This is a genomic window from Arthrobacter sp. UYCu723, assembly GCF_054059215.1.
Genome location: NZ_JBSSBW010000001.1, coordinates 2,598,757 through 2,624,004, shown reverse-complemented (window position 1 = coordinate 2,624,004; position 25,248 = coordinate 2,598,757). Strand labels below are relative to the sequence as shown.

Here is a 25,248-nt window from a genome sequence, read left to right as displayed (position 1 = left end):
GAGGAGCTTGAAGGGTCCCGAACCACCGTGCGACGGACCCATAGATTGTCAAGCCCTATAGATTGTCAAGCGGTGGTGAGATCGGTCGTCGTTGAAGACTTCACGAGCTGTGAAGCGTTTAGGGCAGCGGAGAACATCTTTCTTGGACAGGCCATCCGCGGTACGCCGGGCGAGATAGTCGATGGTTCGCGGATCGTAACGGAGCCGGCAGACCGCCATCAGGTGCAGGGCACGGTTGGCTTGGGTCACCGCCGCAGCGGAGGCGCATCCGGTGTGTCTTCCCTGAAATGACAGGAACGGGAGCAGCCCCGCAGAGTGTGGCAATGCGGCCTCGGAACCAAGCCGGTCAGGGTTCTGGCCGGCAGTGACAAAAAACTGGGTTGCGTGCCCGGGGCCGATGCCCAGCCGCGATAGGAGTGCCGGAGCGGGCTGTGCAACGCGAGGGTCGAGCTGGGTGTCGAGGGCGACGATCTCCTCACCCAGAGTATGGATCCGCCAGGAGAGGCTGCGCAGTGTCACCTTCGTGCCGTCGATGATCGTGGCGGCGGTGACGGCGCTCCAGCGGATCGAGGGCTGCCACCAGCCTCGCGCGTCTTGCCGTGCTCGGACGCAGCCGAAGCCCGATTACTATTCGGCGACGGAATCCAGCGGGTCCGGGCGTGGGCCTTCGATCGTCCCGCCGCGGCCCTCAGACATCAACGCCGCCCGGCGGACGCCCGTTCGACACCAGCCGCCTAGGCCTCGGGGATCTGGGTGCCGTCCTGCTGGTTTGCGCCGGCGGCAGTCTCGGCCTGCGAGCGGGCCACATGGGCGTGGACTTCTTCCATGTCCAGTGCCTTGACCGCGTCGACGACCTGCTCGAGCTGCTGGGCATTCAGGGCGCCGGGCTGGGAGAACACCAGCACCTTTTCGCGGAAGGCCATCAGCGTGGGGATGGACGTGATGCCTGCCTCGGCGGCGAGCTGCTGCTCGGCCTCGGTGTCAACCTTGGTGAAGACCACGTCCGGGTGCTTCTCGGAAATTGCTGAGTAGGTCGGGCCAAACTGCTTGCAGGGGCCACACCATTCTGCCCAGAAATCGACGAGGACAATGTCGTTGCCCTCGACGGTCGACGCGAACTGTTCACCTGTAATGTCTACGGTAGCCATGGGTCAACGGTACGCGAGCAGCCGCGCCTTGTCCCCCGTATTTCGCTGATGGCTCAGCGCGCGACGCCGGGGATGTGACGTCGGAGTCAAACCCAGGCGTGCGGCGCGGGACGGCGGGCGCCGGGCAGCGCGTTGGTTTCCCGCCATTCGTGGATCCATTCCGGCAGCTCGAGATCCGCCGGCGGCTCGCCGAACTCGCGCAGGATCTCCTCCTGGCTGACCGGCTTTCCTTTGCTGACCAGCCGGGTGGCGATGTAGGCGCGCGCATAGATTTCGCCGTCCACCACCATCCGCTGCTCGAAGTAGATGGCCTTCGCGTCGAGGCCGATGATCTTCGTTTCGATGGTGTACTGCTGCCAGAGCTGCAGCGAACGGCGGAAGGCGATGGTCTCCCCCGCAGCCACCGGACTCCAGCCGCGCCGGCGCATGGCCTTCCAGGTTCCGCTGCGGGCCATGAGATCGAAGCGGCCCAGATCCATCAGGGAGAAGTACATGCCGTTGTTGACATGCATGGCGATGTCAATGTCCGTGGGCAGGACCCGGAGGGGCAGGGATGAGGTGTCCCAGATGCTCAACGGGGTTCGCCGCGACGATGTGAACAGGAGGGCCAGGGTGCGGAGCAGCAGATGCATGCTCATCATGTTACCCACGAGTAACAACAGTGCCAAGGTCCTCCCGCAAGGTCCCCCGGTGTTGTCCGCTGTCAGGAAGCGGTCAGTGTCCACGGCCACCACTTGCCAGCCAGTCCGTTCACAACGGCGGCGACACCCCGCCCCGGCGTACTAGCCTTGCCGGATGGCGAACGAACTCTCAATCCGGCCCGCAGTTCCAGATGACGCACGGAGCATAGCCCTGGTGCACATCCAGGCCTGGCGCGAGAGCTACGCCCATCTGCTGCCGGCGGACATCCTGGCCGGCCTCGATCATGGCGCGCGGGAGAAGATGTGGCGGACCCTCATCGCAGCCGGCACTCCGGACGTCTGGGTCGCCAGCGACGGGGCGGAGATCATCGGCTGGGCCTCCGCCAGCGCCGGACGCGACGCCGACGCCCCCCGGCCGCTCGAGCTCGAAGGGATCTACGTGCTCGCCAGCCACTATGGATCCGGGGCGGGACAGTCGCTTCTGGACACCGCCGCGGGCGGCCGACCCGCCTATTTATGGGTCGCGGCGGACAACCCCCGCGCCTTCGCCTTCTACCGGCGCAATGGTTTCGTCCCGGACGGCGCAACCACGACGGCGGAGCTGGCCGGGGTTCCGGTGCGGATCATGCGCATGGTGCGGTAGCCGGCGGACGCGACTTCCCGCCCTGCCCTGCACTGCCCTGCCCTGCCCTGCCCTGCCCTCAGTACAGGATGCGCTGGTACAGGATGTGGTCCTGCCAGGCGCCGGCAATCTTGAGGTAAGCCGGCGCCATTCCGATTTCCTCAAAGCCGGAGCGCTTCAGGATCTTCTGCGACGCGGCATTGTGCTGCAGGGTCGCGGCCTGGAGCCGGTGCAGTCCCAGCTCCGTCTGCGCTGCGCCGACGGCGTACGCCACGGCCGCAGAGCCTATCCCGCGCGCGTTGTAGTCCTTGTCCACCCAATACCCCAGGTGTGCGCTGAGGAACGGGCCCCGGACAACACCGCTCAGCGTCATCACGCCGACGATGCGTCCGCCGTCCAGCAGGACCCACGGGACATCGGAACCGGCGATGAACATCGCCAGCTTGGACTCGATGTTGGCCGCCTGCCCTGCCACGGTGAAGAATTCCTCGGACCGCCGCGGCTCCCAGGGGGCCAGATGTTCCCGGTTGCGCCGATACGCGGCGCTCAGGCGCTCGGCGTCGGACACGTGCAGCACCCTCACGTGGACGCTGCCCGCCAGGGTTGTGCCGGATCCGAGAGTTTCCATGTCCTCAAGTAAAGCAAAGCCGGCAGGCGCCGGCGGCACTGGCAGAACCTTCCACTCCGGCCAACAAAGTGCCACAGTCGAAACATGAACAGGCAAGTCGACGGTCTGCTCCTGGAACTGAATCCAGTATTCAGCGCACCGCCGGAGCGGATCTTCGCCCTGCTGACAGAGCCGGACGGACTCGCCAGCTGGTGGGGTCCGCACGGCTTCACGCTGCCCGAAGCCCGGCTCGACCTCACGGTGGGCGGCCGCTACCGCTTCACCATGAAACCGGCCGACGGCGATCCCTTCCATCTCTCGGGAAGGTTCCTTGAGATCACTCCTCCACGCCGCCTCGCCTACACGTTCAACTGGGAGGAGCCAACGCCGGACGACCGGGAAACCACCGCCACGCTCACCCTCGACGTGGAGGGCTCCGTCACCCGCGTGGCGCTCTGGCACGGCCTCTTCGCCACCGAGGAGCGGCTCGCGCTGCACCGGGACGGCTGGTCGGAGAGCTTCCAGAAGCTGCGCCGGGTCCTTGAGTCACACGGCTAGGGCTCGCCGGCCCCGGGTTCACGATTCGGTGGCGGACACTTCGAGAATCGTTTCCAGACCGTCCTCGTCGTCCCACTGCTCCCCCACGGCCTGGAATCCGTACTGGTCCAGCAGCCGCCGGGAAGGAAGGTTGTCCGGGCGCACCGAGGCACGGACGACGGCGACTTCAGGGTGGCGATTTGCCGTCTCCAGCAAGATCACGAGGGCCCCGCGGGCGTAGCCCCGGCGGCGGTGCGCGGGATCGATCGAATAGCCGATCTCGACCATGCCGGCGTCGTCCGGCGGCCCGTGGTATCCGGCCCGCCCCACCACCTTGCCGGAGACCGAATCGATCAAGAGCCGCGTCACCCATGCCGCATCGGCAGGACTGCGGGCAATCTGGTCCCGCCGCATGCGCCAGACGCCGACGCATTCGGGGCCCGCGAGGTAGGGCGTGAGTTCCAGGGCGGCCGCGGCGCGGGCGGCGTCCAGGTCGCCGTCGGCGAGCGCGTCCAGCACCGCCGGGGCCACTTGCTCGAGTGCCAGGCCGGCGGCCGCTGCGGTCCCGGATGTCCACGGATCTTGCGTCATTCCCATCCGGCCATCATGGCAGAGAGCCCCCGTGCGTGCGGAGCGCTCAGCCGCCGGCCTTGAGCTTCCGCCAGCCGCCGGCCCGGTTGTTGGCGATGATCTGCCGGAACATCTCGATCAGGGCCGGAGCGTTGATGGCTTCGCCCTGCCGGAAGGCCACGGTGCGCGCGGTCTTGTTGTCATGCCCGGCGGTGATGATGCCCTCCGGGTCGGGGACGATTCCGCCGTCGTACATGAACACGTTGACGTGGTCCTTGGCGGCCAGCAAGGCGCAGATGTTGCCGTCCAGGACGAAGTACGGCTGCGTGGTGCGCTTGATGGTCTCCAGCACGTCGGGGTCGGCGGCATGGACCAGTTCACGGACCTCGCGGCAGATCGGCTGCTGCCAGCCGGGCAGTGCCGCAATGAAGGCGTCAACGCGCGGATCGGTGGCCGCCAGCTGCTCAGGCTGCATCGTCGTCATCCCCGTTGGTGTCCGTCCCCCGGACAATCACGCTTTCGACGCCGGGCAGGTCCATCAGGTGCGGAACGAGATTGCGTAAGGGATGGTGCCCAAAGAACCGGACATCCATCGAGACCATCGGCCTGTGCTCATCGCCGGTCCGCCGCGTGCGCAGGATCGAGGAGCTGAAACCCATGGTGGTGGCGATTTCGAGCAGCTGACGCAAGACCCCTTGGCCATCGGCATAGCTGATGTGCAGTACCCGGTTCCGGTCCACCGTGGGGATCTTTCGGACCGCAGGCGCAACGAGGAACAGCGTGATGAGGTGGAAGATGGTCAGCGCCAGGGCAAGGGAAACCATGCCCGCACCGCAGGCCATGCCAACAGCGGCGGCCACCCAGATGGTGGCGGCCGTGGTGAGGCCCCGGACGACGTCCCGGCCTTTGAAGATGACTCCGGCGCCGAGGAAGCCGATGCCGCTGACGATCTGCGCGGCAATCCGGGACGGGTCCATGGTCACGCCGGGGTCAAGGACGTAGGCGAAGCCGTAGGCCGAGACGAGCGTAAATGCACATGATCCAAGGCCCACGAGGACATGGGTGCGGTAGCCGGCGCTTTTCTGCCTGACCTGCCGTTCGATGCCGATCAGGGAGGTCAGGACGAAGGTGGCGAGCAGAAGCAGGAGTTCCACCAGGCTTGTCTCGGTGAAAAGTCCCAACATTCCGACCATGAGGTGCCCTTCCTGGCCGGGCAAGCAAGCAGGCCCGGCCGGTAGCAACTGCGTTACCGCCGACTCTAGCAACGTCCGCCCAGGGACACCGACATGTCCACCCGCTTCGACGAATTGCCGCCGCCGGGGTTTCACCCGGGATGAGGCTCCCCGGGCAACTCCCCGGCACCGAACCGTTCAAACGAGGCACTCTGCTGGGCCAGCCTGCGCATGGCCAACAGAACCGGCTCCACCAGCACGGTTCCAAGGACCACGTATCGCATCGCAGCCTCCGGCGAGTCCGTGGGAACACTTCCCACGTCGGCATCCGCGACGTCGCGCATGGCCTGCGCATAACGGTCCAGCACCGGCAGCGGCAGATCGAATCCGGCGCTGGAGAGTCCGGCCAGAGCCTCCACCAGGGCGGCCTGGGTATTGCGGTCGCAGGCCTGCTCCCCCCAGCCCCAGCGGCGCAGCAGCTCTTGCGCCGGCGCGAGGTCGACGTCGTCCGGCGCCGGGCGGGTGACCGCGCGGTGGGCCAGGCCGAGCGGGTCGTGCCCGGACTCCGGGGGGTTGTCGACGCCCAGAAGCAGTTCGCGGGCGGCGGCGACACTCAGTCCTGCCGTGCCGACGAGCGCGCGGATCAGCTTCAGCCGGCGGACATGCGAGTCGTCGTACCGCGCCTGGGTGGCCGAAGTCAGCACCCCCTCGTGGAGCAACTTCTCCCGGAGGTAGTACTTGATGGTCGCCACCGGAACGCCCGTGGCCGCCGCCAGCTGTGAAATACGCAACCGATCCTCCTTGACTTAGATAGTACTACTCCCCATTATTGGGGAGTATCAGTATCCAGTGAGGAGAAAAGTATGACACGCATGAATGCAGGCCGATTCACGCACCGCCATTCCGGTGAGCTGGTGGTCTTCCTGATCGGAATGAGAATCAACCGCCCCTGGCGTCCGGACCTGTGGCTACCGGTGTTCTTCGCCATGCCCAGGATGCTGGCCGAACTCCTGCGCGAACCCGGGTCCGGTCTGCTGGGTTTTCGTTTCACCGTTGGCGCAAGCGGTCCTGTGATCGTGCAGTACTGGAATTCGGCGGACAAACTGTATGCCTATGCGAGTGCACCGGCGTCGGAGCACAAGCCGGCGTGGACGGACTTCAACCGCCGGGCACGGAAGTCCCCCGGCGCCGTCGGCATCTGGCATGAAACCTTCCAGGTGAGCCGGGCCGAGAGCATGTATGTCTCGATGCCGGCGCAGGGACTGGGACAAGCCACCGAGCTGGTGCCGGTAGGGCCGCGGGGCGATCGGGCCAAGGACCGGCTGGCAGGCGCGCAGTAGGCTTCCGGCGGCACCGGATCGGTGCTTGGATGGAGGCGAGTGGCGGCGGTCCCGAGGAGGATTCCGTGGAAGATCCCTATGATCTTGAACGCTTCATCACCGCCCAGGACGAGGGCGGGACCTATCTTCAGGCCGTGTCGGAGCTTTCTGGGGGCTTCAAGCGCAGCCATTGGATGTGGTTCATCTTCCCCCAGCTTGCAGGCCTTGGGCACAGCCCGACTGCCAGGAGATATGCCATCTCCGGGCTGGACGAGGCGAAAGCCTACCTCCGCCATCCGGTGCTGGGTCCGCGCCTGATCGGAAATGCCGGGGCAGTGGCCGGCATCGCCGGACGTACCGCCGGGCAGATCTTCGGAAGCACGGACGAGCGGAAACTGCGCTCGTCGATGACCTTGTTCCTGCGGGCAGACCCGAAGGAACCCGTTTTCCAGCGGATTCTCGACCAGTACTTCGAGGGACTGCCCGATGCCTCCACAGACCAGCTCCTCGGTCGGCTTGGGTAAGGGCGGGCTAGACCGCTCACCGCCAGCGCGGTGATCATGCGTTCCATCCGCGCGAGGCCGTCCCGGAGTCGTCGACGGCGATCAGGGCGCCGGCCGCGCGGCCTCCGGAGGCGGACTACCCGATTCTGGCCGATCCGGAGCTGCCGCCCGTGCAGCCGCTTCGATCCTGGCGCGGTGCCCGGCCCACTCGGCAGGGGTCCGTTGCGAGAGGTTGGGATCACCCGGACCGCCGCAGGAGGTTCCGGGTCTCGCCGTCGGACGTGCGTTCGGTCATGACAACAGCATGGCGAGCCGCCGACGACGGGCCTGGGGCCATAGTCCCCCGGACTTTCAGGCGCCTTTCGGCGAGGACAAGTATCGACGGCTGGGCCGATACGGAGGAGGATTAAAGGGCAGTCACCAGAAGGAGGTCAGTGATGTGCTACCAGTACAACAGGGATTTCCGGCGGGACGTCCAGAAGGATGCCGCAAAGGAACCTGAAGTGCGCCCGGAGCCCCGGGTGGAAGCGAAGGACTTCAAGTTCTGGGCCTTCCCCCGCCGCAGCCGGGAATTCACGGTCGAGGAGCCGGCGATGGCTGACCGGACCAGTGAGAAGGTCTAGCCCCAGGAAGACCAGGGAAGGCTCCTCAGCGAGGGGCCTTCCGCTTGTGCCAGCCCTTGGAATGCGGGCGCGCCAAGTGCGGGAGACTGGAAGTCCCGATTACGAAGGCAGGATCCACATTGATCAATCTCCAGCAGGACGCCGATGGCTTCATCCGTATGAACCGGCACTTTCCTGGCAGCACCATCATTTCCATTACTTTCAGCGATGGGTCCTCGGAGGAATTCTTCGGCCATCAGCTCAACAAGGTCTATGACGAGGCACTGGCCGTCTACCGGGCCGAGAACCACCTGGATGCGAAGGGATTCTCGCGGGCCCCCAAGAAGACAGTCCATCCCGCGAACAAAATCGAGTTCGTTCCCGTTCATCCCGGAATGGCCAAGGAGACGCCGCAGACCCATTGACAGGGGCCCGATTAGCTGATCTACAACCAAATGGCTGTAGATCAGTTAAGTAATGCAGAGCTCGCCCGCCTGTTCCAGGCGTTCGCCGATGCGACGCGGCGGGACATTGTCGCGCGGGTGACTCCAAAATCACCTGAACTGCTCCGAGCGGCATACGCAGGGGGCTGAAAGCGGCACAGCGGAAGGAATGTCCCGGCGGGCAAGACTTCGCCCTGAGCTATGACGGACCTGAGCTATGACGGAATTGTTGGGCGGGCCAGCGCCTTGGCCTGTGGTCTGGTCTATTGCCCGGGGGCCCGGTAGGACGGTGTCTTCTTGGCTGCTTTATCGAGATCCTCCGGCGTCATGAGCGGTTTCAGATGCAGGTTCACGGAGCCCGTCGAATTGATCATGAGCGACAAGGCGGCGGCGTCGGCCTGTTCCGGGATGTCAAAGACCCCCAGGACGTCGGTCTCCCCGAAGGCGTAGTAGAAACTTTCGAGCGAGCCTCCTACGGATTTGAGGGCTTCGACAACCGCTTCACGGCGCTTTGTGCCGCCTTCGCGCATGAGGCCCTTAATTCCGTCGCCCACATAGTTCGCTTCAAACAGATATTTGGTCATAGCGTTTCCTGTCCCGTGATGTCCAGGACGTAGGCATCCGAAGATGTGCCCAGCACACATTGAGGGAAGGTCCCGGAGTAGGTCCCCGGAGTGGGGCTGTGCGCACATCGTAGGCCGTCCTCGCCGCCCTGACAACAGTTGCCAGCGAGCCCCCAGCAACAGTGAGCACGGTTTGAAGAGCCTTTGCCGGGCGAGCCCAAGAGCTGCCCCAACCAGACTGAACTTGCCGGCGTCCTGTCACCCCCGAATACTGACAGGACGCCATTGCCGGATTGGCATACGCGCTATTTCGCGGCAGGGACACCCAGGGCTGCCGCGTTTGTGGCGGCGCTTCGGCGGATCTCTTTGACCTTGTCGATCTGCGGGGCGATTTCCTGCATGCGGGTTGTCAGATATTTGTCCAGGACTTTGTCCAGCGCGGCGTGGAACCCGGCCTTATCCCGGCAGACAGCGTCGGTGACGGCGATCTTGATCTCCTCCTGGCCCCCGGCGCGTTTTCCGGCGTCGGTGGCCTGCTGGGTATTGGCGTAGGAGGGGTATGGGGTTTCGTTCATGCAGGCTTTCCAGTCCTGATCGGCTTTGGCTAGTCCAGGGTCGCGGCTGGCGGAGTCGGTGGCGGGGTAGAACGAGTTGTACGCGATGCCGGTGGCGAGCATGTAGTTTTCGGGACTGCCGTAGATCTGTGTCGTGGCTTCCCCACGGCACCCGCCCGAGGACGTCCCCTTGCCTTGCACCGTGGTCATTGGTGCGGTTCCGGCGGGGCCGGTGAGTGCGTTGTTAAAGGCCGGATCGGCGAACAGCCTGCCGTCTGCCGAATCCGGTGCCGGCTCGTGCGGCCCTTGTGGGCCGCTGCTGGCGTATCCTCTGGCTTTGGCAGCCTCGACCGTGAGCCGCTTGGATCCGATGGCTTCGTTGAGGTCCAGTGTCAGGTCCCACCGGGGCGGCGTGTAGTCGAAGCCGGCCCTGGCCATGCAGAGCCGGATGGCTTCCTGCATGCCCTGTTCGGCGACCGGATCGTCCTTGGCATAGGCCTCGGCCTGCCGGACGCTCCCTGCGACGGGCTCCGCTGACGGGGCGATCGGGCCGGCCGGGATGGCGGCCGCGGCGAGCGCGGCGCCGGTGCCGAGGACCAGCACGGCAGCGCCGAAGATCTTCCTCTTATTCATGTTGGCTCCTCAGGTTGTTTTGGGCATTGCGGTGGCGACCTTCCCTCTGGGAAAGCCTCTTTGGTTCGAGCGGTTGTTCGGGTGTTAGTTGAGTACGTTGTTTTCGTAGGCGAAGGCAACGATTTGGATCCGGTTCTTGAGTTTGAGTTTCGCCAGGATGCTGCCGACGTGTGACTTCACAGTGGCCTCGCTGAGCACCAGTGACGCGGCGATCTCGGCGTTTCCCAGCCCTTTGGCAGTCAGGAGAAACACGTCGCGTTCCCGCCCCGAGAGGTTTACCAGCGCGCCGTCGTTCCCGGTTGAAGGCGTGGTGTAGTCCCGCAGGAGTTCGTTGGTGAGGGCCGGGGCGATGACCGAGTGGCCCGAGTGAACCGTTCGGATGGCGGCCAGCAGGAAGTCCGGGGTGGTGTCCTTGGTCAGGAAACCGGCGGCACCGGCCTGAATTGCACGGACGACGGCTTCGTCATGCTGGATGGTCGTCAGGACAATGATCTTGGTTGAATTCCCGGCGGGGGTTTCCAGGATCTTCCTCGTGGCGGTGATTCCGTCCATGGCGGGCATCCGAATGTCCATCAGGAGCACATCAGGACGCGTCTCCAGCGCGAGTTTGACGGCGGACTCCCCGCTGACGGCTTCGCCGACGAGATCCATGTCCGGCTGGCTGCGCAGGATCATTTTGAGTCCGGCGCTGAACAGCGGCTGGTCATCGGCCAGGGCAATCCGGATTGGTACGGCGGTCATGGCGTAGCTCCTTCCAAAGCGCGGAGTCGCGGCTCTTTCGGGGCAGCCCCACGGTGCTGGTCACGGTGCTGGTCAGGGTGCTGGTCAGGACCTGCCGATGGGAGGAACGCCATAACTTCGAAGGTCTCTTCGCCCCGGACCGTTTCGACCCAGCCGCCCGCGGCTGCGGCCCGGGCTTTCATTCCTGCTATCCCTCTGCCCGACGTCGGGGCCTCCGGCTGCGCTGCCGGGCTGTTGAAGAGCGAGGAGCGGACACGGAGTTCAAGGGTCGTTGCAGTCCACACCAGATGCAGGCGTGTGCCCTTGCCCCGGTCCGCGTGCTTGAAGGCATTCGTCAGGCTCTCCTGCGCCAGTCGGTAGACCGTCAGGTGCTGCAGGGGGGTCAGGTGCCAGGGCTGGCCCGTCGTTTCGATCTGGACCGGCATGCCGCTCGAACTCAGACGGCCGGCGAGAATTACCAGGTTCTCGACTCTTTGCCCCGGCTGCTCGGTGATTTCAGTGGAGAAGCCTTCGATCAGCCGGCGCGTTTCGACTAATGCGGTCCTCGCAGCTTCGGCGATGACCGTGGAGGCTTCCTCGACGGACTCCGGTTCGGTACGGTGGATGAAGCGAATTCCATCGGCCTGGGCCACGATGACTGTCAGCGAATGAGCCAGGACATCATGAAGTTCCCTGGCGATTCTATTGCGTTCCTGTTCGAGGGCCAGTTCAGTCGCCGTTTCCCGCAGTCGGGCCTCCGCCGCGAGCTGGGCCTTACGGCTTCTCGAGACGTTGTTTACGGCCACACCAACGGCCCAGGCCGCGAGGTTCAACGCGGCGAACGCCCCGAAGATCAGAAAAGCGTACGTGAGGGTTCGCAGCAGTCCCCTGCCGTATAGCTGGTTGCCGAAGATGAAATTGATCCAGGTCTGGTCGGTAAACCAATTGGCGGTCGTGATGCCGGCAAATATGAGAGCCGCTGCAGGAAGGATCCAACGGTTCCGGGTTTTCCAGCCGATCACCGCGAAGAAGATCACGACGGGAACAGCTGCGTAACTCAGAACTCCCGATAGAAGCACCAGTGGGACGACCTTGAAGGTCTGCAGGACCAGAGCGACGAAAACCAACCCCAGGGCAGCTAAAGGCAGGATCTCGGCGACGGCGACACCGGTCAGGAGCGCCAGTAACAATGCACTGTTCTGGTCGAAATGCCGCTGTTCCAGGATCAGAAGTGTGCCCAGAAGCAGCATGGCCGTGGCCGGTGCGGCGAGGAGCCTCAGATGCGTGATCGTCTTGAACATGCTTTCACCCTAAGCGGGCCTTCACGCCGCTGCAGCGCATTTCCCGTGAGTTCCAACCCGATGATGAAGAAGTTCCCCCGGACGGATGACACGTCAGCCACGAGTTGACCACCCGACGGCGCTTCACCCGGAACGTCGTCACGACTTCGAGACCGTTTCTTCACATGGTCCCGAGCAAAACCGTCCCGTGGGCCGTCGCCGCACACCCTGCAGCAGGCAAAAGAAAGAGCCTCCGGAACCTGTTGGTTCCGGAGGCTCTTCCAAGGGTGGCAGATGAGGGATTCGAACCCCCGTAGGCGTTGCCAGCTGATTTACAGTCAGCCCCCTTTGGCCGCTCGGGTAATCTGCCGAACTTCAAGAGAAGATCACTCGCGGCTTCCGGCTTCAGAACGCCTGTTTCCAGTCCGTTCCGCTTCCAGCAACCGCGGGCAAGACAACTTTACAGAACTTCCGCCTAAGAATCGAATCGGCGGACTGTGGCGCCAAAGAGCCCGGAAAATCAGGCTTCCCCAAGGATACGGCCGGCAAGTTTAGACTCGAACTTCGCAGCTTGCTCCTCCGTGATCTGGTTCAGCTGCACGGCCCGTGCCAGATCGGCGTGGACGCCGTCCAGCCTCGAAGAGGCATCCGCGGCCGGGCTGAAGATGATCGAGGCCGCCAGCGTTGCGGCCGCCACGGACGTCGCGGCCGTGGCGAAACCGCCTGCGGCGGCTGCGGTGGAGCGGATGACATAGTGGACGGCCTTGTTCTGCATGAGCTGTACCTTTCGAGCGACTCTTTCAACTCCTGCAACTCTGCCACCCAAAACTTCGTTCCGGCCCTGACTCAGCTTTGAGCGGACTGTGAACAGGGACAACGCACCGCCGAGCTTCACATCAGGGGCATCCGTACTAGGCTGGATTGCAGACACTAGGGCCCTTCACGGGCACCCCCCAACCATCAGGAGGACAGTCATGGCAGGCGAATCCACATTCGACGTCGTCAGCAAGGTAGACAAGCAGGAAGTCGCCAACGCGCTGAACCAGGCCCAGAAGGAACTCGTCCAGCGCTACGACTTCAAGGGCGTCGGCGCCGAGGTCGATTTCAGCGGCGAGAAGATCCTGATGAAGGCCAATTCTGAAGAGCGTGTACTGGCCGTCTTGGACGTGCTGCAGTCCAAGCTCATCCGCCGCGGCATTTCACTCAAATCCCTCGACACCGGCGAGCCCTACGCCTCCGGCAAGGAGTTCCGGCTGGAGGCCTCCATCAAGGAGGGTATTGCCCAGGACCTGGCCAAGAAGATCAACAAGCTCATCCGCGACGAAGCGCCCAAGTCAGTCAAGTCCCAGATCCAGGGCGACGAACTGCGCGTGACCTCCAAGTCCCGGGATGACCTTCAGGAAACCATGAACCTGCTGAAAGGCTTCGACGAGGCCGACCTGCAGTTCGTGAACTTCCGCAGCTAGCACGACGACGCGCAAGGCGCCTTGCGACGCGCAAAAGGGCTGACGACACAGGGACTACCGGTATCGTCGGCCCTTTTGCGCGTCGCCATCCTTTTTCCGTGTCGGTGAACGTCCGACGGCGGCGCCCTGCGTTCCCGAATTGCTAGTCGCGCTGTTGGCCGGCCATCCGCTCCAGGCGTCCGATCCGCTCACTCATCGGCGGGTGCGTCGAGAACAGCTTCGCCATGCCGCCGCCGCGGAACGGGTTGGCGATCATGAGGTGCGAGGCGTTGACCAGCCGCTGGTCCGGCGGCAGCGGCGCAAGCTGTACGCCCTGCTCAATCTTGCGCAGAGCGGAGGCGAGCGCCAGCGGGTCCCCGGTCAGAGCGGAACCGTCCTCATCGGCGTCGAACTCCCGGGTGCGGGAGATCGCCATCTGGATCAGCGACGCGGCAAACGGGGCCAGCAGCGCCATGGCGATCATGGCGAGCGGGTTCCCGTTGCGCCGGTCCCCGCCGCCGAAGAACAGCAGCATCTGCCCCACCGAGGTGATGACGCCGGCGACGGCGGCCGCCACCGAGGCGGTCAGGATGTCCCGGTTGTAGACGTGCATCAGCTCGTGGCCCAGCACTCCGCGGAGTTCCCGGGCATCGAGCAGCCGGAGGATTCCCTCGGTGCAGCACACCGCCGCGTTCTGCGGGTTCCGGCCTGTGGCGAAGGCGTTCGGGGCCATCGTGGGCGAGAGGTAGATCCGCGGCATCGGCTGCTGGGCGCTGGCGGAGAGCTCCCGGACAATCTGGTAGAGCTGCGGCGCCTCGGCCTCCGTTACCGGATACGCCTGCATCGCCCGGATGGCGATCTTGTCACTGTTCCAGTACCCGTAGGCCGTGGTGCCCACACCGATCAGGGCCATGATCCAGATGGGAGCGGCACTCCGGGTTCCGGCGCCCATCAGGGCACCGAGCCCGAGCAGCACCGCCCACAACACGCCGAACAGGGCCGCGGTTTTCAGTCCGTTGTGATGCTGATGCACTGTTCCTCCCACGCCGTGCTCCCGGCTGTGGCGTTCCGGGAACTACCTCTACAGGAAAACGAACTGCTACGGGACGGGGTTCCGTGCGTCGTACTTCAGGAAGCCCGACTGCAAGTGCGCCACCGTCCATGCCACCGCGATGCACAGAATACCGCCCAGCAGCAGGACCCAGCCTTCAGTCAAGAGTTTAGTCCCGCCGCCTGCGAGCATGTCCCCCACCCGGGGGCCACCGGCCACGACGACGACGAACACGCCTTGCAGCCGTCCGCGCAGGTGGTCCGGGGTGGACGCCTGAAGGATGGTAGTGCGGAAGACAGCGCTGATCGAGTCGGCGATGCCGGCCAGTGCGCAGCACAGCGCCGCGGGCAGCAGCCACACCGTCACGCCGTCGTCACCGGAGCGGCCGGCGAGCACCACCACGAGGCCGAAGCCGGCAATCGACGCGCCCCAGCCCATTACGGACCATACGACGGCGGCCCCCTGCCGGCGCACCGCTCCCAGCGGCCCGGAGAACAGCCCGGACAGGAACGCGCCGACGGCGGTCGAGGCCAGCAGGATGCCCACCGTGGCTTCGCCGCCGCCGATCATCAGGGCTCCGATGGCGGGCAGCAACGCCCGGGGCTGGGCGAAGATCATGGCCACGAGGTCGATCATGAAGGTCATCCGCAGGTTCGGCCGTGTGCCCAGGAAGCGGAAGCCCTCGACGACGGACCGCAGTCCCGCCGGACGGGCGTGCTCCCCCGGCGGCATGGGCGGCAGCTTGAGCAGCGCCCAGAATGCGAAGGCGAAGCTGACGACGTCAATCGAGTACGTCCAGGCGAAGCCGATCCAGGCCACCAGCACACCGGCCAGCAGCGGCCCGGCCGTCATGGTCAGCCCGAAGCTCATCATGCTCAGGGCGTTCGCGGCGGGCAGCAGTTCTTTGCGGACCAGTACCGGGATGATGGCGCTCCGGGCCGGCTGGTTGATGGCCTGCGCGCCGCTCTGCACGGCAACCAGGACGTAGAGCAGCCAGACGTTCCCCAGCTGCAGCCAGGCCTGGAGCGCCAGGCAGACGGTGGTCAGCCAGAGCACCGAGGACGCCAGCAGTGCAACCTTGCGGCGGTCATGCGCGTCCGCGATCGAGCCTCCGAGCAGGCCGCCCAACACCAGCGGGACCAGCGCAAAAATGCTCAGCAGGCCCACATAGAGGCTGTCCTGCGTGAGGCGGTAGACCTCCAGGCTGACGGCCACCAGGGTCAGCTGGCTGCCCAGGGCCGAAACGGCTGAGCCCAGCCACAGGCGGCGGAAGGCCGGACTTTCGCGCAAGGGCGTCATGTCCGCCAGAAATTTCCCCACCCGGTCACTCTAATAGTGCGGGAGCGCTGCGCCGTGGCGCCGGCTTTGTGCCGCCCCGCGCGTCATCAGAGGCGTCACAAGAGCTGTCGTAAGCCATGCCTTATTGTGAACCAATCATAATAAGTGCTTGAATGGGGGTATGACGGATTCAGCGGGCACTCACGATGCATGGGCTGCCGCCCTGCGTGCCCATGGCCGCCGGGTGACCAAGCAGCGCCTGGCCGTACTCGCCGCCGTCGAACACCATCCGCACTCCCGCGCGGAGAGCATCCTTGCCGCCGCCCGCCAGGAACTGCCCGAGTTGACGGCCCAGTCCGTCTACGTGGTCCTGGGTGACCTGACGGATCTGCAGATGCTGCGCCGCTTCGAGCCCCCGCACTCCCCCGCCCTGTATGAGACACGCGTGGGGGACAACCACCACCACGCCGTCTGCATCGGCTGCGGCCGCGTCGAGGACGTGGACTGCGCCGTGGGCCATGCGCCGTGCCTCACCCCGCACTGGGACGAGGGCGCCAAGCCGATGACCATCCAGATCGCTGACGTGATGTACCAGGGCATCTGCCAGGACTGCCAGCGCACCCAAAAACTTCCCTCCGATCGAACCTAAGAAAACCCAACCAGAAGGAGAAAGATGACTGCGAACATTTCTGCGCCCGTCTCACCCGTATCCGCCCCAGCCCGGTCGACGACGCAGTCGGGCGCACCGGTCGCGTCCGATGCCCATTCCCAGACGACCGGCGCCGACGGCGCCATCATCCTGACCGACCACTACCTGATCGAGAAGCTCGCCCAGTTCAACCGCGAGCGTGTGCCGGAGCGCGTCGTGCACGCCAAGGGCGGTGGCGCGTTCGGTACCTTCACGACCACCGAAGACGTCTCGAAGTACACCAAGGCTGCCCTCTTCCAGCCGGGCGTCGAGACGGACATGCTCATCCGCTTCTCCTCCGTCGCCGGCGAAGCAGGCTCCCCGGACACCTGGCGCGACCCCCGCGGTTTCGCCGTGAAGTTCTACACCACCGAGGGCAACTACGACCTCGTCGGCAACAACACCCCGGTGTTCTTCATCCGCGACGGCATCAAGTTCCCCGACTTCATCCACTCGCAGAAGCGCCTCCCGGGCACGCACCTGCGTGACGCCGACATGCAGTGGGACTTCTGGACCCTCTCCCCCGAGTCCGCGCACCAGGTCACCTGGCTCATGGGTGACCGCGGCCTGCCCGCCTCCTGGCGCGAAATGCAGGGCTACGGCTCGCACACCTACCAGTGGATCAACGCCGCGGGCGAGCGTTTCTGGGTCAAGTACCACTTCAAGTCCAACCAGGGCGTCAAGTCCATGACGGGCGACGAGGCCGAGGCTCTGGCCGGCGCGGACGGGGACTTCTACATCCGCGACCTGCAGGAGAACATCGCCGACGGCAACTTCCCGTCCTGGGACCTGCACGTTCAGGTCATGCCGTACGAGGATGCCAAGACGTACCGCTTCAACCCGTTCGACCTCACGAAGGTGTGGCCGCACTCGGACTACCCGCTGATCAAGGTGGGCACCATGGAGCTGAACAAGAACCCGGAGAACTACTTCGCGCAGATCGAACAGGCCACCTTCGCGCCGTCGAACTTCGTGCCGGGCATCGCGGCTTCGCCGGACAAGATGCTGCAGGCCCGCATCTTCTCCTACGCGGACGCCCACCGCTACCGCGTCGGCACCAACCACGCCCAGCTCCCGGTGAACCTGCCGAAGAGCCAGGTCAACAACTACAGCCAGGACGGCGCGGGGCGTTACCACTTCAACGCCCCCTCGGTTCCGGTCTACACCCCGAACTCCCTCGGCGGCCCGGCTGCCGTGGAGCCGCAGAATGCGGCTGGCGGCTGGGAGAACGACGGCGCGCTGACGCTCTCCGCGCACTCCCTGCACGCTGAGGACGGCGACTTCGGCCAGGCTGGCACGCTGTACCGCGAGGTGTTCAACGACGGCGAGAAGGCCCGCCTGCTCGAGACCGTCACGGGCGCCGTCAGCGGCGTCAAGAACGCAGACATCAAGGAACGCGCCATCCAGTACTGGACGAACGTCGATGCCGAGTTCGGCGCCAAGCTGCGCGCCAACCTGGGTGCGGTAGGGGCAGGCGTTGTCACCTCGGACGCCGAGGCAGCCAACAAGATCGGCTAACTCCCGGTTACGTCTGCTGGACAAACAACACACCCCGTCGCGGATATCCGCGGCGGGGTGTGTTGTTCTTTCCACATACGCGGGCCCCCTCGCCATGACGCCGGGCGAGTCCCTAGGATTCATGCATGACCCCATTCGAAGGCATCCCGGATGCCGCCTTCCGGTTCTATGCCGATCTCGAACACAACAACAACCGCGACTGGTGGCTGACCCACAAGGCAATTTACGACGCCGCAGTGAAAGGGCCGCTGACCGTGCTGCTCGCGGAGCTGGAGCCGGCCTTCGGTGAGGCGAAGCTCTTCCGGCCAAACCGGGACATCCGGTTTTCCCTGGACAAATCGCCCTACAAGACCGCGCAGGGGGGATTCGCGTCGACTGCGGAGGGCGTGGGCTTCTACATCCAGCTCAGCGCTGACGGCCTTCTCATCGGAGGAGGCTGCCACACCCACACGCCGGCGCAGCTGGCACGCTTTCGCAACGCCGTCGATGCCGAGGCCAGCGGCGGAGTCCTGCAGGGGGTTGAGTCGGCCGGCTTCGCGGTAGAGGGCGAGAGCCTCAAAACTGTCCCGAGGGGTTTCGACAAAGACCATCCAAGGGCAGAGCTGCTTAAGCACAAGTCACTCACGGCGGGCGTAAACGTGGGCCAACCCGGCTGGCTCTCCACACCAGATGCAGCCCACGAAGTGGCCCGGCGCTGGGAGGAGCTACGGCCCCTGGTGGAGTGGATCGGCCGTTACGCCGCGCCCTGACGCGAGCCGCTATTGGCGTCAGACGTGCTGGGGGTCTCAGACGTGCTGAGGTCAATGTCCCGCACGGCCAAACGCCGAAATCGCCGGAGCCGTGCTAATTCGCCGGAAAGTTCCCTGGCGAATTCGCACGTCTCCGGCGACTTCGCTTTGCCGGGACCGGCTACTCCCCGATCAGGAGCGGCTGAGCGCGTCTTCGTCGTCGTCGGCTGCCTTCTCGGCATCCGCGCCGGCAGCCCTCTCGGACGGGCGGTTGACCGATGCCTTGGCCTCGGCGAACTTCTCGTTCAGCCGGGAGTGCCGCTGGCCGTAGGAGAAGTAGATGATGACACCGATCACGAGCCAGACGGCGAAGAAGATCCAGGTCTCCACCGCGAGGTTCGTCATGAGGTAGAGGCAGAGCACTGCGGAGACAATCGGGAGCACCTTGCCGAACGGCACGCGGAATGCCGGCTTCAGGTCCGGGCGCTTCTTCCGCAGCACCAGGATGCCCAGGCTGACGGTGACGAACGCGGACAGCGTGCCGATGTTAATCATTTCTTCGAGCAGGTCCACGTTTGTCAGCCCTGCTACCACCGCCACCGCGGCGCCGCAGATGATCTGGAGGCGGACAGGCGTCGCGCGGATGGTGCTGGTCCTGGACAAGGAACGCGGCAGCAGGCCGTCTCGGCTCATGGCCAGGACAACGCGGGAGAGGCCCATCAGGAGCACCATGATCACCGTGGTCAGGCCCACGAGCGACCCAAAGGCGATGACCTTGGCCGCGTCGGTGTTACCGACGGCCTCGAAGGCCGTGGTCAGGGTCGGGTTCTCGGCTTCAGCCAGCTTGGTATAGGACACCATGCCGGTCAGGGCCAGGGAGACCAGGATGTAGAGCACGGTCACGACGGCGAGGCCGCCGAAGATGCCGCGGGGCAGCGTCTTCTGCGGGTTCTTGACCTCTTCGGCCGAGGTGGCGACGACGTCGAAGCCGATAAAGGCGAAGAAGACCAGGGCGGCGCCGGCGAAGATGCCCATCGTTCCGTACTGTTCGGGAGCGGCTCCGGTGAGGAAGCCGAAGAAGGACTGCTTGAGGACGTCTGCCGTTCCGGTACCGCCAGTCGGTTCCGAGGCGGGCACGAACGGGGCGTAGTTCTCGAACTTCACGTAGCTGAAGCCCACAACAATGACGAAGAGCACGACGGCGATCTTGATCAATGTGAAGACGTTGCCAACGCGGGCCGATAGCTTGGTCCCGAGGACCAGCAGCACGGTGAACACCGCGACGATCAGGAAGGCGCCCCAGTAGAGGTCCACCCCGCCGAGGGAGATGGACGGCGGAATGTCGACGCCCATCAGAGCGAACACCTTGCTCAGGTAGATGCCCCAGTACTTGGCGATCACGGCGGCGGCGGTGAACAGTTCAAGGATCAGGTTCCAGCCGATGATCCAGGCGAGCAACTCGCCCATGGTGGCGTAGGTGAACACATACGCGGAGCCCGCCACCGGGATGGCGGTGGCGAACTCGGCGTAGCACATGATCGCGAGCGCGCAGGTGACAGCGGCGATGGCGAAGGAAATGGTCACCGCCGGTCCAGAGAAATTCGCGGCAGCCTTGGCCCCGACCGAGAAGATACCGGCGCCGACGGCAACGGCGACACCCATGATCATCAGGTCCCAGGAGCTGAGCGAACGCTTCAGCTTGCGTCCGGGTTCATCGGCGTCAGACATCGACTGCTCGATGGATTTGGTCCGGAATAAGTTCATTGGAAAGTCCACAATTTCGGTAGCTTGTTGGAAACAGACCTATCCAGATTAGTGTCCATCCACTGGACGGCCATTTTTGTCCCACATACTGAGACGAAAGGGGTCTGTGCAGGTCTCCCTGCACAGACCCCTTTCGGATCCGTCCTCCGGTTTAGACCGGCCAATCCATCAAAGTGGACCGGATCAGGAACCGCTTACCTTCGGGCGACTCCACCGAGAAACCGCTCCCCCGGCCCGGGACCACGTCCACGGTCAGGTGCGTGTGGCTCCAGTAGTTGAACTGCTCCTTGGACATCCAGAACTCCACCGGCTGGGGCCGAAGCCCATCCGAAATGTCGAACAGACCCAGCAGTACGTCCGAGTCCCCGGTAATCCCCTGCCGGATAACACATCGGCGAGGAACCGTCGCAGCAGCCGCCGGACTGATGGAACATCAGCGGTCCGTGCTGGATCCACATTTTGAGCAGAAGTTCCACCGCCTCCGGTGTGAGCGCCACCCGGGAGAAGTCCTCACCGGGGCGGGTCACGGCGGCGTCGAGCTTTGTCTCTGGCATCAGTGCCCTTTCTTGATCAGTACTTGATAACCACGCGGCCGTCGATCTTGGCGTGCTTCATTTCGTCAAGAACAGCATTCACTTCGGGGAGTTCCCGCGTGGAGACCGTGGGATGGATCTTGCCCTGGGCATAGAATTCCAGGGCTTCCTGCAGGTCCTGCCGGGTTCCCACAATGGAACCGCGGACTGTCAGGCCCTTGAGCACAATCTCAAAGATCGGCGCCGGGAAGTCACCCGGCGGCAGGCCGTTGAACACAATCGTTCCGCCGCGGCGGGCCATCCCGATCGCCTGGCCGAATGCTGACGGGTGCACAGCTGTGACCAGGACTCCATGGCAACCTCCGGTTTCGCGCTGGATGACTTCGGCGGGATCCGCGTGCAGGGCATTGACGGTCAGCTCCGCACCATGCTTCTTGGCCAGGGCGAGCTTGTCATCTGCAATATCCACCGCAGCAACTCGGAGGCCCATGGCAACCGCGTACTGGACGGCGATGTGGCCGAGTCCGCCGATGCCCGAGATGGTGACCCACTGGCCGGGCCGGGCCTCGGTCATTTTGAGTCCCTTGTAGACGGTCACTCCGGCGCAGAGCACCGGGGCCACCTCCACGGGGTCCGAGCCAGCCGGGATCCTGGCCGCGAAGCGCGTGTCCACCAACATGTACTCGCCAAAGGAGCCGTTAACGCTGTAGCCGGCGTTCTGCTGCGCTTCGCAAAGGGTTTCCCAACCGGTGCGGCAGTACTGGCAATCGCCGCAGGCGGACCAGAGCCACGCATTGCCGACGAGGTCTCCGAGGGCCAGGTCCGTGACACCCTCACCGAGGGCTACGACCTCGCCGACTCCTTCGTGGCCGGGGATAAAAGGCGGGGTCGGCTTCACCGGCCAGTCGCCTTCCGCGGCGTGGAGGTCTGTGTGGCAGACGCCGGTGGTCAGTACCTTCACGAGTGCCTCGCCGCGTCCCGGCACTGGAACGGGGAGGGTCTGGATCTGCAGGTCCTTGCCGAATTCGGTTACTACTGCGGCTTGCATTGTCGTCGTCATTGTCGTCGTCATGGCGAAATCCTTGCGTCATCAAGCTTGAGTGTGGCGATAGGGCGTGTACAGTGAGCCGGCGTCCGCCCGCGCTGGTGTGCAAATGGTACGGGCGGGACGGACCACTCCTTGATCCGCCCCGCCCTGTTTGGTGCGGCTTAGAAGAAGCCGAGCTTGTTCTCGTTGTAGCTGACCAGGAGGTTCTTGGTCTGCTGGTAGTGGTCCAGCATCATGGAGTGGTTTTCGCGTCCGATGCCGGAGGACTTGTAGCCGCCGAACGCAGCCCCTGCGGGGTAGGCGTGGTAGTTGTTGACCCACACCCGGCCGGCCTGGATCTCGCGGCCCGCCCGGTAGGCGACGTTGCCGTTGCGGGACCAGACGCCGGCACCCAGCCCGTAGAGGGTGTCGTTGGCGATGCCCATGGCGTCGTTGTAGTCGCTGAAGCGGGTCACGGAGACCACCGGGCCGAAGATCTCCTCCTGGAAGATCCGCATCTTGTTGTGGCCCTCGAAGATGGTCGGCTGGACGTAGTACCCGCCGGCGAGGTCTCCGGTCATTTCGGCACGGGAGCCGCCGGTGAGTACCTTGGCACCCTCCTGCTTTCCGATGTCGATGTAGGAGAGGATCTTTTCCAGCTGGTCGTTGGAGGCCTGGGCGCCGAGCTGCGTCTCCGTGTCCAGCGGGTTGCCCTGGATGATCTTCTCCACCCGGGCCACGGCATCGGCCATGAAGGAATCGTAGATGCCCTCCTGGACCAAGGCGCGGGACGGGCAGGTGCAGACTTCACCCTGGTTGAAGGCAAAGAGCGTGAAGCCCTCCTGGGCCTTGTCGTAGAACGCGTCATTGGTGTCCGCGACGTCGTTGAAGAAGATGTTCGGGCTCTTGCCGCCGAGCTCCAGGGTGACCGGGATCAGGTTCTGGCTGGCGTACTGGCTGATCAGGCGGCCCGTGGAGGTTTCACCGGTGAAGGCGATCTTGCGGATGCGGGGGCTGGAGGCAAGCGGCTTGCCCGCCTCGACGCCGAAGCCGTTGACGACGTTGAGGACGCCGGCTGGCAGCAGGTCGCCGATGAGTTCCATCAGCACCAGGATCGAGGACGGCGTCTGCTCGGCCGGCTTCAGGACGACGGCGTTGCCGGCGGCGAGGGCCGGTGCGAGCTTCCAGACGGCCATCAGGATCGGAAAGTTCCAAGGGATGATCTGCCCTACGACGCCGAGCGGCTCGTGGTAGTGGTAAGCGGTTGTGTCGTCGTCGAGCTGTGACAACCGGCCTTCCTGGGCGCGGACGGCGGACGCGAAGTAGCGGAAGTGGTCCGCGGCGAGGGGGATGTCGGCGTTGAGGGTCTCGCGGATCGGCTTGCCGTTGTCCCAGGACTCGGCGACGGCGAGCATCTCGGTGTTCTCGTCGATCCGGTCGGCGATCTTGTTCAGGATCGCGGCGCGCTCGGCGACGGAGGTCTTGCCCCAGGACGGTGCGATCTTGTGGGCGGCGTCCAGCGCCAGCTCGATGTCCTCGGCGGTGCCGCGGGCAACCTCGCAGAACGCCTTTCCGGTCACGGGGGTGATGTTTTCGAAGTACTGGCCCTTGACCGGGGCAACCCACTCTCCGCCGATCCAGTTCTCGTAGCGGTCCTTGAAGGTGACCTTCGAGCCCTCGGTACCGGGCTGGGCGTAAACAGTCATTGCTAGCTCCTTTGCTGTGCAAGATGGTGGCGGCCTGGTAGTGGCCGTCGCCGTTGCACCCAGCGTAGGAGCCGGGAGGTTGCAGTCAGGTTGCAACCGAAGTGATCCGGGTCACGCAGCACCCTCAGGCGCTGAGTTCGCTGTCCAACCGTTCCAGATCGGCGACGACGGCGGCCCGCTTGGGTGAGCGTGGCGGCAGCAGCCTCAGCGCCGCGCTGCGGACCTCGACGTCGTCCCTCGCCTCCGGCAGCCCGGCGTATTTCAGCAGCGATTCGGCGCTGCCGTCGGTCAGCACAGCCTCCCGCAGCAGGGAGGACACCCGGTTCCGCAGTTCGGCAATGCCCGGCGCTTCCGAGCGCGGCAGCACGGCACCGCGGTAGATCTCCAGCGCGATCCGGTGGGCGCCGCGCTGCAGGCAGTTGAGGACCTGTCCGGAGTCCGGCACCAGATCCATCGGCAACCGGTAGGGCCGGGATTCCGGAACCGCGTCCGGGTTGAGCTGCTGGAGGACCTTGCGCAGGCGCACCATCTCGGCCCGCAGCGTCATGGTGGAGGCCTCCCCGGGGTACAACAGGGTGCAGAGTTCCTCAGCGTTGAGCCCTTCGGGGTGGGTGCTGAGCAGTGCCAGGATTTCGCTGTGCCGCCCGGACAGGGCCACGGTGCGGCCATCGATGCTGAGCAGGGCCTGGTCCCGGCCGAGGAGCTGGAGGCTGTTGCGGTACAGGCTTCCGGCTCCCTTCTCCGGGCCGTCCTTCGACGAGGCGGACGCCGGGCTCCGCCGTCGGGACGGCGAGGACTGCCGGGCTGCGGCCGCCTGGAGGCGTTCCACCCGCAGATGAGCCTGCGCCGCGGCAACGGTCGCCTCGACGAGGGACAGGGTGTGCGGCGCGACGGCGGACTCGGTCCCGGTGATGTCGACGACGCCCAACAGGGCACCGGAATCGGGATCATGGAACGGCACGGCCGTACAGCTCCACGGGTGCACCGAGCGCTTGTAGTGTTCGGCGCCGGAGATCTGGATGCCGCGGCCGAGGGCCAGAGCGGTCCCCGGCGCGCTGGTGCCCACCGTGGCCTCGGACCAGTCGGCACCCGGGACGAACATCATGCCCTCGGCCCGGCGCCGCATGGCGGCGTCGCCTTCGACCCAGAGCAGCCGGCCCACCTCGTCGCCCACGGCCACCAGCATCCCGCTGTCGTGGCTCGGCAGGACCAGGAGCTTGTGGATCACCGGCATGATGGCAGCCAGCGGATGCTGCCGCCGGTACTCTTCGAGTTCGTCGCGGTCCATGGCCAGCGGGGCCTCAGGATTGTCCGGGTTGGCGTGCAACTGCGCCGAGCGCCGCCACGAGTCCTGGATCAGGCTGCTCAGTCCGGGGAGCTGCAGGTCTTCCGGGAACACGAGCCCCCTGGAGTCCAGCTGCTCATGGCCGGCGCTGGCATACTGCTGGCGCAGCTCCGCGGTGACTCCACCTACTGGATGGATCCGAGCTGCCGGATGGACCACTTTCCTCATTGAACTCCCACCTGACGGGCGCGACGGCGTGCTTGAAGCAGCCGCGTCCGGCCCAGTCTAGTGGGCGTGTCCGCTGCCCGCCA

Annotated in this window: 29 protein-coding genes, 1 tRNA gene and 1 pseudogene; 10 read left to right on the top strand and 21 right to left on the bottom strand. The window is 65.2% G+C overall.

The genetic code is table 11. The features are described 5' to 3' along the window. Positions 1 to 48: 48 nt before the first annotated feature. From ACVWZ8_RS12340 to ACVWZ8_RS12330, 3 genes are all read right to left on the bottom strand, one after another. On the bottom strand, positions 49 to 519 hold the full coding sequence (locus ACVWZ8_RS12340) for a hypothetical protein (RefSeq protein ID WP_456504796.1): 471 nt from the start codon (positions 517 to 519) through the stop codon (positions 49 to 51). 215 nt (positions 520 to 734) lie between these two features. Then, positions 735 to 1,148 (bottom strand): thioredoxin family protein, encoded by a 414-nt coding sequence (locus ACVWZ8_RS12335; RefSeq protein ID WP_426979077.1) that lies wholly within the window; start codon positions 1,146 to 1,148, stop codon positions 735 to 737. 86 nt (positions 1,149 to 1,234) lie between these two features. Continuing rightward, a complete protein-coding gene (locus tag ACVWZ8_RS12330) occupies positions 1,235 to 1,780 on the bottom strand; it encodes an acyl-CoA thioesterase (RefSeq protein WP_426979739.1) in 546 nt (181 codons plus the stop codon). A gap of 163 nt (positions 1,781 to 1,943) precedes the next feature. On the opposite strand from ACVWZ8_RS12330, the gene ACVWZ8_RS12325 reads away from it, so the two are divergent. Further along, a complete protein-coding gene (locus tag ACVWZ8_RS12325; protein ID WP_426979078.1) occupies positions 1,944 to 2,432 on the top strand; it encodes a GNAT family N-acetyltransferase in 489 nt (162 codons plus the stop codon). 58 nt (positions 2,433 to 2,490) lie between these two features. On the opposite strand, the gene ACVWZ8_RS12320 is transcribed toward ACVWZ8_RS12325, so the two are convergent. Further along, entirely contained in the window at positions 2,491 to 3,039 is a 549-nt protein-coding gene (locus tag ACVWZ8_RS12320) for a GNAT family N-acetyltransferase (RefSeq protein ID WP_426979079.1), read from the bottom strand. Between the two features lie 84 nt (positions 3,040 to 3,123). On the opposite strand from ACVWZ8_RS12320, the gene ACVWZ8_RS12315 reads away from it, so the two are divergent. Continuing rightward, the gene (locus ACVWZ8_RS12315) at positions 3,124 to 3,576 is read left to right on the top strand and encodes an SRPBCC family protein (protein WP_426979080.1); all 453 of its coding nucleotides are present in this window, start codon (positions 3,124 to 3,126) and stop codon (positions 3,574 to 3,576) included. An 18-nt stretch (positions 3,577 to 3,594) separates the two neighbouring features. Here ACVWZ8_RS12315 and ACVWZ8_RS12310 read toward each other — a convergent pair whose 3' ends face one another. The 4 genes from ACVWZ8_RS12310 to ACVWZ8_RS12295 form a co-directional block, all read right to left on the bottom strand. Then, complete coding sequence (locus ACVWZ8_RS12310; RefSeq protein WP_426979081.1) at positions 3,595 to 4,152, bottom strand: GNAT family N-acetyltransferase; 558 nt, start codon at positions 4,150 to 4,152, stop codon at positions 3,595 to 3,597. Between the two features lie 40 nt (positions 4,153 to 4,192). Next, positions 4,193 to 4,609 (bottom strand): DUF1801 domain-containing protein, encoded by a 417-nt coding sequence (locus ACVWZ8_RS12305; RefSeq protein WP_456504795.1) that lies wholly within the window; start codon positions 4,607 to 4,609, stop codon positions 4,193 to 4,195. Beyond that, entirely contained in the window at positions 4,590 to 5,318 is a 729-nt protein-coding gene (locus ACVWZ8_RS12300) for an MgtC/SapB family protein (RefSeq protein ID WP_426979083.1), read from the bottom strand. Before ACVWZ8_RS12300 ends, ACVWZ8_RS12305 begins: the two co-directional genes overlap by 20 nt. A gap of 131 nt (positions 5,319 to 5,449) precedes the next feature. Continuing rightward, positions 5,450 to 6,088, bottom strand: a complete 639-nt coding sequence (locus tag ACVWZ8_RS12295) for a MerR family transcriptional regulator (RefSeq protein WP_426979084.1) — start codon at positions 6,086 to 6,088, stop codon at positions 5,450 to 5,452. Positions 6,089 to 6,160: 72 nt separating this feature from the next. Between ACVWZ8_RS12295 and ACVWZ8_RS12290 the strand changes: the two genes are divergently transcribed. The 4 genes from ACVWZ8_RS12290 (at position 6,161) to ACVWZ8_RS12275 (ending at position 8,146) form a co-directional block, all read left to right on the top strand. After that, entirely contained in the window at positions 6,161 to 6,637 is a 477-nt protein-coding gene (locus ACVWZ8_RS12290; RefSeq protein WP_456504794.1) for a DUF4188 domain-containing protein, read from the top strand. A gap of 65 nt (positions 6,638 to 6,702) precedes the next feature. Further along, positions 6,703 to 7,140 carry a DUF1810 domain-containing protein gene (locus tag ACVWZ8_RS12285; protein WP_426979086.1) on the top strand — a complete coding sequence of 146 codons (438 nt, stop codon included), beginning with the start codon at positions 6,703 to 6,705 and terminating at the stop codon, positions 7,138 to 7,140. A 416-nt stretch (positions 7,141 to 7,556) separates the two neighbouring features. Continuing rightward, on the top strand, positions 7,557 to 7,742 hold the full coding sequence (locus ACVWZ8_RS12280) for a hypothetical protein (RefSeq protein ID WP_456504793.1): 186 nt from the start codon (positions 7,557 to 7,559) through the stop codon (positions 7,740 to 7,742). Positions 7,743 to 7,861: 119 nt separating this feature from the next. Then, the gene (locus tag ACVWZ8_RS12275) at positions 7,862 to 8,146 is read left to right on the top strand and encodes a hypothetical protein (RefSeq protein WP_426979088.1); all 285 of its coding nucleotides are present in this window, start codon (positions 7,862 to 7,864) and stop codon (positions 8,144 to 8,146) included. 281 nt (positions 8,147 to 8,427) lie between these two features. On the opposite strand, the gene ACVWZ8_RS12270 is transcribed toward ACVWZ8_RS12275, so the two are convergent. The 6 genes from ACVWZ8_RS12270 to ACVWZ8_RS12245 all read right to left on the bottom strand — a co-directional run bounded on the left by ACVWZ8_RS12270 (position 8,428) and on the right by ACVWZ8_RS12245 (position 12,689). Beyond that, positions 8,428 to 8,748, bottom strand: a complete 321-nt coding sequence (locus tag ACVWZ8_RS12270) for a GYD domain-containing protein (protein WP_426979089.1) — start codon at positions 8,746 to 8,748, stop codon at positions 8,428 to 8,430. Positions 8,749 to 9,032: 284 nt separating this feature from the next. After that, positions 9,033 to 9,914 (bottom strand): hypothetical protein, encoded by an 882-nt coding sequence (locus ACVWZ8_RS12265; protein ID WP_426979090.1) that lies wholly within the window; start codon positions 9,912 to 9,914, stop codon positions 9,033 to 9,035. 84 nt (positions 9,915 to 9,998) lie between these two features. Next, on the bottom strand, positions 9,999 to 10,655 hold the full coding sequence (locus ACVWZ8_RS12260) for a response regulator (protein WP_426979091.1): 657 nt from the start codon (positions 10,653 to 10,655) through the stop codon (positions 9,999 to 10,001). Further along, positions 10,652 to 11,935: a sensor histidine kinase gene (locus ACVWZ8_RS12255; RefSeq protein ID WP_456504792.1), complete on the bottom strand. Its 1,284-nt coding sequence runs from the start codon at positions 11,933 to 11,935 to the stop codon at positions 10,652 to 10,654. The genes ACVWZ8_RS12260 and ACVWZ8_RS12255 overlap by 4 nt, the downstream gene beginning before the upstream one ends. Before the next feature lie 267 nt (positions 11,936 to 12,202). After that, positions 12,203 to 12,284: transfer RNA gene (locus ACVWZ8_RS12250), tRNA-Tyr, on the bottom strand. Positions 12,285 to 12,434: 150 nt separating this feature from the next. Continuing rightward, positions 12,435 to 12,689, bottom strand: a complete 255-nt coding sequence (locus tag ACVWZ8_RS12245; protein ID WP_456504791.1) for a hypothetical protein — start codon at positions 12,687 to 12,689, stop codon at positions 12,435 to 12,437. A 199-nt stretch (positions 12,690 to 12,888) separates the two neighbouring features. Here ACVWZ8_RS12245 and ACVWZ8_RS12240 point away from each other — a divergent pair, with 199 nt between their 5' ends. After that, positions 12,889 to 13,380, top strand: coding sequence for a YajQ family cyclic di-GMP-binding protein (locus ACVWZ8_RS12240; RefSeq protein WP_426979094.1), 492 nt, complete (start codon positions 12,889 to 12,891; stop codon positions 13,378 to 13,380). A gap of 142 nt (positions 13,381 to 13,522) precedes the next feature. Here ACVWZ8_RS12240 and htpX read toward each other — a convergent pair whose 3' ends face one another. Both htpX and ACVWZ8_RS12230 read right to left on the bottom strand, forming a co-directional pair. Then, the gene (gene htpX / locus ACVWZ8_RS12235; protein WP_426979095.1) at positions 13,523 to 14,392 is read right to left on the bottom strand and encodes a zinc metalloprotease HtpX; all 870 of its coding nucleotides are present in this window, start codon (positions 14,390 to 14,392) and stop codon (positions 13,523 to 13,525) included. A gap of 66 nt (positions 14,393 to 14,458) precedes the next feature. Further along, positions 14,459 to 15,730, bottom strand: a complete 1,272-nt coding sequence (locus ACVWZ8_RS12230; RefSeq protein WP_456504790.1) for an MFS transporter — start codon at positions 15,728 to 15,730, stop codon at positions 14,459 to 14,461. A 139-nt stretch (positions 15,731 to 15,869) separates the two neighbouring features. On the opposite strand from ACVWZ8_RS12230, the gene ACVWZ8_RS12225 reads away from it, so the two are divergent. The 3 genes from ACVWZ8_RS12225 (at position 15,870) to ACVWZ8_RS12215 (ending at position 18,643) form a co-directional block, all read left to right on the top strand. Beyond that, on the top strand, positions 15,870 to 16,337 hold the full coding sequence (locus ACVWZ8_RS12225; RefSeq protein ID WP_426979099.1) for a Fur family transcriptional regulator: 468 nt from the start codon (positions 15,870 to 15,872) through the stop codon (positions 16,335 to 16,337). A 24-nt stretch (positions 16,338 to 16,361) separates the two neighbouring features. After that, the gene (locus ACVWZ8_RS12220) at positions 16,362 to 17,894 is read left to right on the top strand and encodes a catalase (RefSeq protein ID WP_426979100.1); all 1,533 of its coding nucleotides are present in this window, start codon (positions 16,362 to 16,364) and stop codon (positions 17,892 to 17,894) included. Positions 17,895 to 18,019: 125 nt separating this feature from the next. Further along, positions 18,020 to 18,643, top strand: a complete 624-nt coding sequence (locus ACVWZ8_RS12215) for a DUF2461 domain-containing protein (protein ID WP_456504789.1) — start codon at positions 18,020 to 18,022, stop codon at positions 18,641 to 18,643. Positions 18,644 to 18,814: 171 nt separating this feature from the next. On the opposite strand, the gene ACVWZ8_RS12210 is transcribed toward ACVWZ8_RS12215, so the two are convergent. The 5 genes and pseudogenes from ACVWZ8_RS12210 to ACVWZ8_RS12190 all read right to left on the bottom strand — a co-directional run bounded on the left by ACVWZ8_RS12210 (position 18,815) and on the right by ACVWZ8_RS12190 (position 25,165). Further along, positions 18,815 to 20,386: an APC family permease gene (locus ACVWZ8_RS12210; RefSeq protein WP_426979102.1), complete on the bottom strand. Its 1,572-nt coding sequence runs from the start codon at positions 20,384 to 20,386 to the stop codon at positions 18,815 to 18,817. Between the two features lie 151 nt (positions 20,387 to 20,537). Next, positions 20,538 to 20,940 (bottom strand): annotated as a pseudogene (locus ACVWZ8_RS12205) (DUF779 domain-containing protein). A gap of 16 nt (positions 20,941 to 20,956) precedes the next feature. Then, on the bottom strand, positions 20,957 to 21,979 hold the full coding sequence (gene adhP, locus ACVWZ8_RS12200; protein WP_456505945.1) for an alcohol dehydrogenase AdhP: 1,023 nt from the start codon (positions 21,977 to 21,979) through the stop codon (positions 20,957 to 20,959). Positions 21,980 to 22,128: 149 nt separating this feature from the next. Further along, positions 22,129 to 23,652, bottom strand: coding sequence for an acetaldehyde dehydrogenase ExaC (gene exaC / locus ACVWZ8_RS12195; RefSeq protein WP_354240515.1), 1,524 nt, complete (start codon positions 23,650 to 23,652; stop codon positions 22,129 to 22,131). A 124-nt stretch (positions 23,653 to 23,776) separates the two neighbouring features. Next, a complete protein-coding gene (locus ACVWZ8_RS12190; RefSeq protein ID WP_426979105.1) occupies positions 23,777 to 25,165 on the bottom strand; it encodes a GAF domain-containing protein in 1,389 nt (462 codons plus the stop codon). Positions 25,166 to 25,248 lie beyond the last annotated feature (83 nt).